The 12,529-nt window shown below is 47.5% G+C and carries 9 protein-coding genes, 2 tRNA genes, 3 rRNA genes and 1 other RNA gene; 12 read left to right on the plus strand and 3 right to left on the minus strand.

Going from position 1 to position 12,529, the window contains the following annotated elements; all coding sequences use genetic code 11:
- Positions 1-80 precede the first annotated feature (80 nt).
- Both ACR42H_RS00115 and ACR42H_RS00120 read right to left on the minus strand, forming a co-directional pair.
- Complete coding sequence (locus tag ACR42H_RS00115) at positions 81-1,367, minus strand: LysM peptidoglycan-binding domain-containing protein (RefSeq protein WP_113885710.1); 1,287 nt, start codon at positions 1,365-1,367, stop codon at positions 81-83.
- Between the two features lie 46 nt (positions 1,368-1,413).
- The gene (locus ACR42H_RS00120) at positions 1,414-1,989 is read right to left on the minus strand and encodes an isochorismatase family cysteine hydrolase (RefSeq protein WP_113885709.1); all 576 of its coding nucleotides are present in this window, start codon (positions 1,987-1,989) and stop codon (positions 1,414-1,416) included.
- A gap of 76 nt (positions 1,990-2,065) precedes the next feature.
- Here ACR42H_RS00120 and tadA point away from each other — a divergent pair, with 76 nt between their 5' ends.
- The 12 genes from tadA to rrf all read left to right on the plus strand — a co-directional run bounded on the left by tadA (position 2,066) and on the right by rrf (position 11,867).
- Positions 2,066-2,602, plus strand: a complete 537-nt coding sequence (gene tadA / locus ACR42H_RS00125; RefSeq protein ID WP_113885708.1) for a tRNA adenosine(34) deaminase TadA — start codon at positions 2,066-2,068, stop codon at positions 2,600-2,602.
- Between the two features lie 79 nt (positions 2,603-2,681).
- Positions 2,682-2,946, plus strand: an RNA gene (gene ffs / locus ACR42H_RS00130) — signal recognition particle sRNA large type.
- A gap of 136 nt (positions 2,947-3,082) precedes the next feature.
- A complete protein-coding gene (gene dnaX, locus ACR42H_RS00135; RefSeq protein WP_436374378.1) occupies positions 3,083-4,780 on the plus strand; it encodes a DNA polymerase III subunit gamma/tau in 1,698 nt (565 codons plus the stop codon).
- A 22-nt stretch (positions 4,781-4,802) separates the two neighbouring features.
- On the plus strand, positions 4,803-5,126 hold the full coding sequence (locus ACR42H_RS00140; RefSeq protein ID WP_113885706.1) for a YbaB/EbfC family nucleoid-associated protein: 324 nt from the start codon (positions 4,803-4,805) through the stop codon (positions 5,124-5,126).
- Positions 5,127-5,287: 161 nt separating this feature from the next.
- The gene (recR, locus tag ACR42H_RS00145; protein WP_009336775.1) at positions 5,288-5,884 is read left to right on the plus strand and encodes a recombination mediator RecR; all 597 of its coding nucleotides are present in this window, start codon (positions 5,288-5,290) and stop codon (positions 5,882-5,884) included.
- Between the two features lie 17 nt (positions 5,885-5,901).
- Positions 5,902-6,120 (plus strand): YaaL family protein, encoded by a 219-nt coding sequence (locus ACR42H_RS00150; protein ID WP_113885705.1) that lies wholly within the window; start codon positions 5,902-5,904, stop codon positions 6,118-6,120.
- Positions 6,121-6,241: 121 nt separating this feature from the next.
- Complete coding sequence (locus ACR42H_RS00155) at positions 6,242-6,505, plus strand: pro-sigmaK processing inhibitor BofA family protein (protein ID WP_113885704.1); 264 nt, start codon at positions 6,242-6,244, stop codon at positions 6,503-6,505.
- A gap of 273 nt (positions 6,506-6,778) precedes the next feature.
- Positions 6,779-8,328: ribosomal RNA gene (locus tag ACR42H_RS00160) — 16S ribosomal RNA — on the plus strand.
- Positions 8,329-8,417: 89 nt separating this feature from the next.
- Positions 8,418-8,494: transfer RNA gene (locus tag ACR42H_RS00165), tRNA-Ile, on the plus strand.
- An 11-nt stretch (positions 8,495-8,505) separates the two neighbouring features.
- Positions 8,506-8,581: transfer RNA gene (locus ACR42H_RS00170), tRNA-Ala, on the plus strand.
- A gap of 158 nt (positions 8,582-8,739) precedes the next feature.
- Positions 8,740-11,675 (plus strand): 23S ribosomal RNA (locus ACR42H_RS00175).
- 75 nt (positions 11,676-11,750) lie between these two features.
- A 5S ribosomal RNA gene (rrf, locus tag ACR42H_RS00180) occupies positions 11,751-11,867 on the plus strand.
- The 16S, 23S and 5S rRNA genes sit together here with 2 tRNA genes alongside, the layout of an rRNA operon.
- Before the next feature lie 455 nt (positions 11,868-12,322).
- On the opposite strand, the gene ACR42H_RS00185 is transcribed toward rrf, so the two are convergent.
- A complete protein-coding gene (locus tag ACR42H_RS00185; RefSeq protein WP_113885359.1) occupies positions 12,323-12,526 on the minus strand; it encodes a sigma factor G inhibitor Gin in 204 nt (67 codons plus the stop codon).
- Positions 12,527-12,529: the final 3 nt, after the last annotated feature.

The raw sequence follows: 12,529 nt of genomic DNA on the forward strand, positions 1-12,529 counted from the left end.
ATTTAAGCTGGAAATAAGAAAATAAGAGCATATTGTCTGAAAAATAAAAAAGCTGCCTGTAAGCGGCAGCTGCTGAGAGATCAAGCTCTTTTTGTCACGTTGAAGTTTTCTGTAATCAGAAGCCAATTTTGCGGGAAAGAAAGGCCGAGTTTCCAGTAGCTCATTCCCCGCAGCTTCAGTTCCTTGATTAAATCAAATTTGGCCTGGATTGAGCGGGCATCCTCAAACCAGACTTCATGCCTTTTTCCGTCAGATGCTGTGTAGTTGAAAAACGGAGCCTGTGCTTTGTAATCATATTGAATGGCCGCATTATTTTCTGCTGCAATTTGTATGGCCTGCTGAGGACTGACCGCTCTTGCGGTGGTGCCCTGAACAAAAGGAAGTGTCCAGTCATACCCATATAGGTTCTGGCCCATCATAATTTTGGAAGAAGGCATCTCACTAATGGCATATTCTAAAACCTCCCGTACCGGGCCGATGGGAGAAACAGCCATTGCAGGGCCTCCGCTGTAGCCCCATTCATAGGTCATGATCACGACAAAATCAACAATCTCCCCATGGGCTCTATAATCATGGGCCTCATACCAGAGGCCTTGCTGTTCTGCACTTGTTTTCGGCGCCAATGCGGTAGAAATCAGCCAGCCTTCCTGACCGAATCTTGCCTTTGCTTTTCTGAGAAAATTGTTATAGGCTTCCCGGTCAGCTGGGCGCAGAAACTCGAAGTCGAAATGAATATCCCTGAAGCCATATTTTTTTGCTGTGGCTGTAATGTTATCCAGGAATTTATTCTGAATCGCCATATCATTTAACAATATCCTGCCAAGTTCATCACTGAACTGATCATTTTCCTGATTGGTAATAACCATCATCAATACGTTATTATTGGCTCTCGCAATGGCCGGGAAATCATTCAGAAGCGGCTCCTTCAAAGAACCATCTCGAAGGGCCTGAAAACTAAATGGCGCCAGATAGGTCAAATATGGCGCAGCCGCTCTTGCGCTTTCTACCAGTTCAGGGGCGACTGTATCACCTCTTGGCTCCACATAGGCATTGAACTCTGCGTTCGTTTTCGGGCGTGGCGGGATATAAAGGCGGAACCCCACCTGCAGCGGCTGGCTCACCGAAATGCCATTGACAGATGCGAGCTGCTGATAAGAAATGCCGAACCTTCTTGAAATCGAGTAAAGGCTGTCACCGGGCTGAACCCAATAAAAGCTTCCTATTATCGGAATAACAAGTGTCTGGCCGATCACCAGATTATTTGGATTGGGAATTTCATTTGCCTCTATCAGATCTTCAACCGTCGTTCCATATGCCTGGGCAATGCCGAACAAAGACTGATTTTGCTGGACCACATGAATCTGCAATCTATCTCCCTCCCTGAAAATCACGTCTTAGAACACTACTGCCATTTTATGAAGGAAACATGGAAGAAATGTTATAATTGTTGTCAGAAAAGGAAGATATATTGGCCTTTAATACGTTTTCCATCATCTTTAAGGTATTTTCATTATCGTGGTCATCATTAGAAGCGGTGCAGTCATGCGGTATGTGTAAATGATATTCTCTCATATAGGCATCATTGGCCGAAAATAGGACACAGATATTGCCCGCGATGCCCGTCATGACAAGCATATTGACGCTGAGCTGGTGCAGAAGGGTATTTAAGGCAGTGCCATAAAAGGCGGAATGCTTTGGCTTTATTAAAAAATAATCATCCGGCGATGGGTGCATTTCATGAAGGATAGGTGCACTGATAGGATTGCGGCAATGATTCATAATTGTATCCAGATCAGCCTGCCAGAGATTATAATGATCATTCACATAAATGACCGGGAGATCCTGCTCATAGAAAGCAGTCTTTAATGCATTGATGGGTTTTGTGATATTCAAAGCTTTGTCAGCAAGGATCTTTCCATGGTGGAAATTAAAGTCGTTAATCATGTCAATAATGATAAGAGCCGGTTTATAGGCTTGCGGATTTTTCATGGTATCGCTCCTTTAAGGTTATTTTTTGTTAAAGGAGCGGCTTTTACACAGATGTTAAGAGAAGGAATGAAGATAAATGAGGCAAGCATCATTCACTGAAGATGAACTGTATATGCGGGAGGCCATTAAAGAAGCAAAGCTGGCGGAAGGTCTGGAAGAAGTTCCAATTGGCGCAGTCATTGTTCTGGAAGGGGAAATCATTGGCCGGGCACATAATCTGAGAGAAGTGAAACAGTCTGCGATTGCGCATGCAGAATTGCTTGCCATTGATCAGGCATGCAAAAACCTCGGAACATGGCGGCTGGAGAATGCTGTTCTTTATGTTACCTTAGAGCCTTGTCCGATGTGTTCGGGATCCATTATTCTATCGCGCATTAAAAAGGTGGTGTATGGGGCTAAGGATCCAAAGGGAGGCTGTGCCGGAACGCTTATGAATCTATTGCAGGATGAGCGGTTCAATCATCAGAGTGAAGTTGTGCAAGGAGTGCTGGAAGAAGAATGCGGCGAGATGCTTTCGAGCTTTTTCAGAGGATTGCGAAAGCGCAAGAAAGAAGAGAAAAAAAGAAGGCAATTGCTGCAGATGGAACATGATACAGGAATTGACAATGGTTAGGCATTGCTTTTTCATCTAAATGTTAGTATACTTATAAATGCGTCGGATAAAGACGCAACTAAATATGGTATCAACTTTGCCGTGCTAGGCGGGGAGGTAGCGGTGCCCTGTACTCGCAATCCGCTCTAGCGAGGCTGAATCCCTTCCCGAGGCTGATGTCCTGTAGGGCCTGCCTTAAGTAAGTGGTGTTGACGCCCGGGTCCTGCGCAATGGGAATCCATGAATCATGTCAGGTCCGGAAGGAAGCAGCATTAAGTGGACGCTCCCATGTGCCGCAGGGTTGCCTGGGCCGAGCTAACTGCTTAAGTAACGCCTATGGGCGTCAGTCGACGGAAGGTGCACGGCAGTTTATATTGTAAATAAAACTCATCCTTTTGCAGGGTGGGTTTTTTGTTGTAATTATTTTCTCTTGGTTTTGTAAAAAGGAAAATAGATACGTTATAATAGATGAAGGACTATACATAGGAAGGGGGCGTGTCAGTGAGTTATCAAGCTTTATATCGTGTTTGGCGTCCGCAGCAGTTTATCGATGTTGTCGGGCAGGAACATGTGACAAAGACTTTGCAAAACGCCCTGCTTCAGGAGAAGATATCACACGCCTATTTGTTTTCCGGCCCCCGCGGAACCGGTAAAACAAGTGCAGCGAAAATCCTTGCAAAGGCTGTTAACTGTGAGATGGCACCAGTAACAGAACCCTGCAATGAGTGTGCAGCCTGCAGAGGCATTACAGACGGTTCTATTCCTGATGTCATTGAAATTGATGCGGCATCCAATAATGGTGTAGAAGAAATCAGGGATATCAGGGACAAAGTGAAATATGCTCCGAATGCTGTAAAGTATAAGGTTTACATCGTCGATGAGGTGCATATGCTTTCCATTGGCGCTTTCAATGCCCTGTTAAAGACGCTTGAAGAGCCTCCTAAGCATGTCATTTTTATTTTAGCCACAACGGAGCCTCATAAAATTCCGCTCACGATTATTTCCCGGTGCCAGCGATTCGATTTTAAACGGATTACGGCTCAGGCGATAACAGGAAGAATGAAGCTGATTGCGGATGAAACAAATGCAGCCTATGAGGACCAGGCACTGCAGATCATTGCGAGAGCAGCAGAAGGTGGTATGCGTGACGCCCTTAGCTTGCTTGATCAGGCAATTTCCTTCAGCCAGGATCGTGTTACAGTTGAAGATGCCCTATCTGTAACAGGTGCTGTGTCGCAAGGGTTTCTAAATAAACTGGCAAGAGCGGTTAAAGACAGGGATGCTGCGTCCGGGCTGGAATTTCTGGAAGATCTCCTTTTTCAGGGGAAAGATCCATCCCGCTTTATAGAAGACTTTATCCTGTATTACCGGGATATGCTTTTATATAAAGCAGCTCCGAGGCTGGAGGAATCATTGGAAAGAGTCATGCTTGATGAAGATTTCCAGCAGCTTGCCCAGGAAGTGGAGCCGGAAGAGCTCTATGAACTGATTGAGGTGCTGAACAAAGCCCAGCAGGAAATGCGATGGACCAACCATCCGAGGATTTTCCTGGAGGTGGCGATTGTGAAGCTGTGCCAGCTGGAACAGATAGAGAAATCAGGGCAGTCTGCCGACATCAAGCCGCTGATGCAAAAAATCGAACAGCTTCAGCATGAGCTGACGGAATTAAAGAAAAACGGCATAGCCGTGAAAGATGATGGAGCTCCTGCTGTACAGAAAAAACCGCAGAGAAGTTCACGTAAAGGATTTCAGGCACCAGTAGGAAAAGTGAATGAAGTCCTGAAGCAGGCAACGAAAAATGACTTGGTGGCTGTAAAAAGCCGCTGGGGTGAAATGCTGAACCTGCTTGTTCAAAACCAGATGCGCTCTCAGGCGGCGCTTCTCAATGAAGCAGAACCTGTTGCCGCATCTGAAACAGCTCTTATCGTAAAGTTCAAATATGAAATCCACTGTCAGATGGCCATGGATAATGCGAAATTCCTGGATACACTGGCGAATGTCATGTTTGAGCTATTAGGCAAGAGATTGCAGCTGGTTGGCATTCCGGATGAACAATGGCAAAGTGTCAGGGAGGATTTCCTGCGCAGCCAGCGTGACGGAGATGAGTCTGACGAGGGCTTCGAAAGAAATGAGGAAGAGCCCCATGTGGCTGAAGCGGTCAAATTATTTGGCGCTGAACTAATTGAAATTAAAGAATAGAAAATAGCTGGAGGTATGTAAAATGCGCGGTGGAATGGGAAATATGCAAAATATGATGAAACAAATGCAGAAAATGCAAAAGAAGATGGCTCAGGCACAGGAAGAGCTTGGCGAAAAAAAAATTGAAGGAACAGCTGGCGGCGGAATGGTGACTGTCATTGTATCCGGACATAAACAAGTATTAGAAGTAAACATCAAAGAAGAAGTTGTTGATCCGGAAGATATTGAAATGCTTCAGGACCTTGTTCTGGCGGCAACTAACGATGCGCTGAAAAAAGCGGATGACTTAACAAACGACACAATGGGCCAATTTACTAAAGGAATGAACCTGCCGGGAATGTTTTAATCAAACGTCCTGAACGAGTGCTTTCCTGCATGTTTTATCTATAATAGAGATATGCACGAAAGAACGGACAGGCTGAGCGCCAGCGAACATAGACTGATGGGAATCTTCATCAGTCCGTCATGCTCGCGGCGCTTTTCCTTTTCATATAGGAGGAATTATACATGCACTATCCTGAACCGATATCAAAGCTGATTGACAGCTTTATGAAATTGCCCGGAATCGGCCCAAAAACGGCTGCGCGTCTGGCGTTTTTTGTTTTGAGTATGAAAGAAGATACTGTGCTGGATTTTGCCAAGGCACTTGTCAATGCGAAAAGAAATTTATCTTACTGCTCTGTCTGCGGCCATATCACTGATCAGGACCCGTGTTATATTTGTGAGGACCAGAGACGCGACCGGTCAGTAATCTGTGTGGTCCAGGATCCGAAAGATGTTATTGCCATGGAAAAGATGAAGGAATATAACGGACTGTATCATGTCCTTCACGGAGCCATTTCACCGATGGATGGAATTGGGCCAGAAGATATCAATATTCCTGATTTATTGAAAAGGCTTCAGGATGAAACAGTTCAGGAAATTATTCTTGCCACAAATCCAAATATCGAAGGGGAAGCAACAGCCATGTACATCTCCCGCCTGATCAAGCCATCCGGCATAAAGGCTACCCGGATCGCCCATGGCCTGCCAGTGGGCGGAGACTTGGAATATGCGGATGAAGTAACGCTGTCAAAAGCGTTAGAAGGCAGAAGAGAAGTTTAAGCACGGAGGCTGAATTTATGTTTTTTCGCAGGAAAGGATGGCTTCGCAGCGAGTTTGATGAGAAGCTTTTGAATCAGCTGAACAGAATAAAAACAGATTGGAACAACCAGAAATCGCTAGTGGAAAAGAGCTTTGATCCATCCCCAGAAGCAATCAGCCAGTCAAAGCTGGCCGAAGCTAAGTACTTTTTTCTGTTCAGGGAAGCTAAAAAGAGAAATGTAAGAGTCAGAATGTAGTTTGTTCCCATTGTGGAAAGAAAATCAATCAATACAAAATACTTGTCCTCCTCTAAGGTCTTTTTTGTACGCGCTAATCATAAATTAGTAGTACAAGTTTCCTGAAAGGAGGATTTTTCTTTTGGACCCTATTGCAGTGATCTCCATTATAGGAGGGTTAATCCTATTGCTTCTATTTATAGGAGCTCCAGTAAAACCGGTAAGATTTATAGGACAGGGAGCCATTAAACTGATCATAGGAGCCCTCTTTCTATTTTTCTTAAATGCTTTCGGCAATCAGGCTGGTATACATGTTCCCATAAACCTGGCCACTTCGGCTATTTCGGGATTTTTAGGCATTCCTGGATTGTTTGCGCTTGTTGCCATACAGACATGGATTATTTAATTGTACAGCCGTTTAAAGCGGCTGTTTTTATTTATTAATTTTTTTTAGTGATTCTGTTGACAGTTCTTTTTACTGGTGGTAATATATTAAAAGTCGTCACCACGACACGATAAAAAACATCTTGAAAAAGATGTTGACATTGATTCGTGAGAATGATATATTAATAAAGTCGCTTCTAAGCGGCGGATTGATCTTTGAAAACTGAACGAACAAAAACGTCAACGTTAAATCATTAGTCTTTTTCGAAAAGACAAAACGAGCTTAATCAACTCTTATATGGAGAGTTTGATCCTGGCTCAGGACGAACGCTGGCGGCGTGCCTAATACATGCAAGTCGAGCGGACAGATGGGAGCTTGCTCCCTGAAGTCAGCGGCGGACGGGTGAGTAACACGTGGGCAACCTGCCTGTAAGACTGGGATAACTCCGGGAAACCGGGGCTAATACCGGATAATTCTTTCCCTCACATGAGGGAAAGCTGAAAGATGGTTTCGGCTATCACTTACAGATGGGCCCGCGGCGCATTAGCTAGTTGGTGAGGTAACGGCTCACCAAGGCAACGATGCGTAGCCGACCTGAGAGGGTGATCGGCCACACTGGGACTGAGACACGGCCCAGACTCCTACGGGAGGCAGCAGTAGGGAATCTTCCGCAATGGACGAAAGTCTGACGGAGCAACGCCGCGTGAGTGATGAAGGTTTTCGGATCGTAAAACTCTGTTGTTAGGGAAGAACAAGTACCGGAGTAACTGCCGGTACCTTGACGGTACCTAACCAGAAAGCCACGGCTAACTACGTGCCAGCAGCCGCGGTAATACGTAGGTGGCAAGCGTTGTCCGGAATTATTGGGCGTAAAGCGCGCGCAGGCGGTTCCTTAAGTCTGATGTGAAAGCCCCCGGCTCAACCGGGGAGGGTCATTGGAAACTGGGGAACTTGAGTGCAGAAGAGAAGAGTGGAATTCCACGTGTAGCGGTGAAATGCGTAGAGATGTGGAGGAACACCAGTGGCGAAGGCGACTCTTTGGTCTGTAACTGACGCTGAGGCGCGAAAGCGTGGGGAGCAAACAGGATTAGATACCCTGGTAGTCCACGCCGTAAACGATGAGTGCTAAGTGTTAGAGGGTTTCCGCCCTTTAGTGCTGCAGCAAACGCATTAAGCACTCCGCCTGGGGAGTACGGCCGCAAGGCTGAAACTCAAAGGAATTGACGGGGGCCCGCACAAGCGGTGGAGCATGTGGTTTAATTCGAAGCAACGCGAAGAACCTTACCAGGTCTTGACATCTCCTGACAACCCTAGAGATAGGGCGTTCCCCTTCGGGGGACAGGATGACAGGTGGTGCATGGTTGTCGTCAGCTCGTGTCGTGAGATGTTGGGTTAAGTCCCGCAACGAGCGCAACCCTTGATCTTAGTTGCCAGCATTCAGTTGGGCACTCTAAGGTGACTGCCGGTGACAAACCGGAGGAAGGTGGGGATGACGTCAAATCATCATGCCCCTTATGACCTGGGCTACACACGTGCTACAATGGATGGTACAAAGGGCTGCGAGACCGCGAGGTTAAGCGAATCCCATAAAACCATTCTCAGTTCGGATTGCAGGCTGCAACTCGCCTGCATGAAGCCGGAATCGCTAGTAATCGCGGATCAGCATGCCGCGGTGAATACGTTCCCGGGCCTTGTACACACCGCCCGTCACACCACGAGAGTTTGTAACACCCGAAGTCGGTGGGGTAACCTTTTGGAGCCAGCCGCCTAAGGTGGGACAGATGATTGGGGTGAAGTCGTAACAAGGTAGCCGTATCGGAAGGTGCGGCTGGATCACCTCCTTTCTAAGGATATTTACATGAGACGTGACGCGTTTTGTTCGTTCAGTTTTGAGAGTTCAATCTCTCATATTTTAATAATTTACCTATTATGTGGGCCTATAGCTCAGCTGGTTAGAGCGCACGCCTGATAAGCGTGAGGTCGATGGTTCGAGTCCATTTAGGCCCACCATCTCATATAATGGGGCCTTAGCTCAGCTGGGAGAGCGCCTGCTTTGCACGCAGGAGGTCAGCGGTTCGATCCCGCTAGGCTCCACCAACCATAACGATTTCATTCGTTTTTTTTGTTCCTTGAAAACTAGATAATGATTATGAAGAAGCAATAACCGAGTAATCGCCATTTTAGTAAATTCTCTCTATGTTAAATAGAGTAAAAAACCTTTGATCTTGTTCATCTTCGATGAACCTGTCAAATACGGTTAAGTTAGAAAGGGCGCACGGTGAATGCCTTGGCACTAGGAGCCGATGAAGGACGGTACTAACACCGATATGCTTCGGGGAGCTGTAAGTAAGCTTTGATCCGGAGATTTCCGAATGGGGAAACCCCCTATCCGTAATGGGATAGGATCTTTACCTGAATACATAGGGTATGGAAGGCAGACCCGGGGAACTGAAACATCTAAGTACCCGGAGGAAGAGAAAGCAAACGCGATTCCCTGAGTAGCGGCGAGCGAAACGGGATTAGCCCAAACCAGGAGGCTTGCCTCCTGGGGTTGTAGGACACTCTATACGGAGTTACAAAGGAACGAGGTAAATGAACAGGTCTGGAAAGGCCGGCCAGAGAAGGTAAAAGCCCTGTAGTTGAAACTTCGTTCCCTCCAGAGTGGATCCTGAGTACGGCGGGACACGAGAAATCCCGTCGGAAGCAGGGAGGACCATCTCCCAAGGCTAAATACTCCCTAGTGACCGATAGTGAACCAGTACCGTGAGGGAAAGGTGAAAAGCACCCCGGAAGGGGAGTGAAAGAGATCCTGAAACCGTGTGCCTACAAGTAGTTAGAGCCCGTTAATGGGTGATAGCGTGCCTTTTGTAGAATGAACCGGCGAGTTACGATTACATGCGAGGTTAAGTTGATGAGACGGAGCCGCAGCGAAAGCGAGTCTGAATAGGGCGAATGAGTATGTGGTCGTAGACCCGAAACCAGGTGATCTACCCATGTCCAGGGTGAAGTCCAGGTAACACTGGATGGAGGCCCGAACCCACGCACGTTGAAAAGTGCGGGGATGAGGTGTGGGTAGCGGAGAAATTCCAATCGAACTTGGAGATAGCTGGTTCTCTCCGAAATAGCTTTAGGGCTAGCCTCATGTAGTAAGAGTCTTGGAGGTAGAGCACTGTTTGGACTAGGGGCCCCCATCGGGTTACCGAATTCAGACAAACTCCGAATGCCAAAGACTTATCCATGGGAGTCAGACTGCGAGTGATAAGATCCGTAGTCAAGAGGGAAACAGCCCAGACCACCAGCTAAGGTCCCAAAGTATACGTTAAGTGGAAAAGGATGTGGAGTTGCTTAGACAACCAGGATGTTGGCTTAGAAGCAGCCACCATTTAAAGAGTGCGTAATAGCTCACTGGTCGAGTGACTCCGCGCCGAAAATGTACCGGGGCTAAACGTATCACCGAAGCTGTGGATTGACATCTTACGATGTCAGTGGTAGGAGAGCGTTCTAAGGGCGTTGAAGCGGGATCGCAAGGACCCGTGGAGCGCTTAGAAGTGAGAATGCCGGTATGAGTAGCGAAAGATGGGTGAGAATCCCATCCACCGAATGCCTAAGGTTTCCTGAGGAAGGCTCGTCCGCTCAGGGTTAGTCGGGACCTAAGCCGAGGCTGAAAAGCGTAGGCGATGGACAACAGGTTGATATTCCTGTACCACCTCTTTACCGTTTGAGCAATGGGGGGACGCAGGAGGATAGGGTAAGCGCGCTGCTGGATTAGCGCGTCCAAGCAGTTAGGCCGGTAACGAGGCAAATCCCGTTACCACATAGGCTGAGCTGTGACGGCGAGGGAAATTTAGTACCGAAGTTCCTGATTCCACACTGCCAAGAAAAGCCTCTAGCGAGGGAAAAGGTGCCCGTACCGCAAACCGACACAGGTAGGCGAGGAGAGAATCCTAAGGTGAGCGAGAGAACTCTCGTTAAGGAACTCGGCAAAATGACCCCGTAACTTCGGGAGAAGGGGTGCTCATTAGGGTGAATAGCCCTGATGAGCCGCAGTGAATAGGCCCAGGCGACTGTTTAGCAAAAACACAGGTCTCTGCGAAGCCGCAAGGCGAAGTATAGGGGCTGACGCCTGCCCGGTGCTGGAAGGTTAAGAGGAGAGGTTAGCGCAAGCGAAGCTTTGAATCGAAGCCCCAGTAAACGGCGGCCGTAACTATAACGGTCCTAAGGTAGCGAAATTCCTTGTCGGGTAAGTTCCGACCCGCACGAAAGGCGTAACGATCTGGGCACTGTCTCAACGAGAGACTCGGTGAAATTATAGTACCTGTGAAGATGCAGGTTACCCGCGACAGGACGGAAAGACCCCGTGGAGCTTTACTGTAGCCTGATATTGAATTTTGGTACAGCTTGTACAGGATAGGTAGGAGCCTGAGAAGCCGGAGCGCTAGCTTCGGTGGAGGCGTCGGTGGGATACTACCCTGGCTGTATTGAAATTCTAACCCGCGCCCCTTATCGGGGCGGGAGACAGTGTCAGGTGGGCAGTTTGACTGGGGCGGTCGCCTCCTAAAAAGTAACGGAGGCGCCCAAAGGTTCCCTCAGAATGGTTGGAAATCATTCGCAGAGTGTAAAGGCACAAGGGAGCTTGACTGCGAGACCTACAAGTCGAGCAGGGACGAAAGTCGGGCTTAGTGATCCGGTGGTTCCGCATGGAAGGGCCATCGCTCAACGGATAAAAGCTACCCCGGGGATAACAGGCTTATCTCCCCCAAGAGTCCACATCGACGGGGAGGTTTGGCACCTCGATGTCGGCTCATCGCATCCTGGGGCTGTAGTCGGTCCCAAGGGTTGGGCTGTTCGCCCATTAAAGCGGTACGCGAGCTGGGTTCAGAACGTCGTGAGACAGTTCGGTCCCTATCCGTCGTGGGCGCAGGAAATTTGAGAGGAGCTGTCCTTAGTACGAGAGGACCGGGATGGACGCACCGCTGGTGTACCAGTTGTCTTGCCAAAGGCATCGCTGGGTAGCTATGTGCGGAAGGGATAAGTGCTGAAAGCATCTAAGCATGAAGCCCCCCTCGAGATGAGATTTCCCATAGCGTCAAGCTAGTAAGATCCCTGAAAGATGATCAGGTTGATAGGTCAGAGGTGGAAGCGTGGCGACATGTGGAGCTGACTGATACTAATCGATCGAGGACTTAACCACATTGGTGAATTCTCGGCATATGCTTCTTCATGCATTATCTAGTTTTGAGGGAACGAAGTTTCTTCAACCAAATAGTCCGGTGGCGATAGCGAGAAGGTCACACCCGTTCCCATACCGAACACGGAAGTTAAGCTTCTCAGCGCCGATGGTAGTTGGGGGCTGTCCCCCTGTGAGAGTAGGACGCTGCCGGGCATATGAAAGAGCACCTGATGGGTGCTCTTTTTTCGTATGTTTGGATGATTTACCCTGAATGCTAATATGTTATTCGGGCTCTCCCTTTTAAGGGAATATATCTATATGTGTCACCCCGGCCAGCATATGCGTCACTTTTTCCATTTATGCTTCACCTCGGCCCCATATATGCACTGCTTTCACTCATATATGTCTCAGAATTGAGTTATATGCGCCACTCCTTATTTCACCGTCTGTTTTAAAAGTTCAATCCGTTCTCAGCAAAGATGAATTGTGACAAATTTGAGATAAACTCAAAAACCTGCGAGATAAAAACAAAAACCTGTTAGATAAACTGCCCGCCATGGTGGATATAACTCCAAATCTGTTAGATAACACTACCACTGCTATTGATTACTGACTCAGCAAACCCAACTCGCAAAAAAATAAAAAGCCCCTATTAAAGGGCTTGCATTTCAAGAAAATATCTCCGGCATGGTTATTTTCCGCAGTTTCTTTAAGTAATAATTATATTTTGGATTGCTTGTATCCGTGGTGATTAAATCTGTTTCACAATCTGTGCAGATAAAAGAAGTGTATAGATGTATTCCCCTGGTTTTTGCCTGCTCGCATATGACACATTCTTCCCCTGCATGCTTTTTTGCTAATAGCGAACCCAATCA

This window comes from Cytobacillus sp. BC1816 (assembly GCF_051353635.1).
Taxonomy (GTDB): domain Bacteria; phylum Bacillota; class Bacilli; order Bacillales; family Cytobacillaceae; genus Cytobacillus; species Cytobacillus oceanisediminis_C.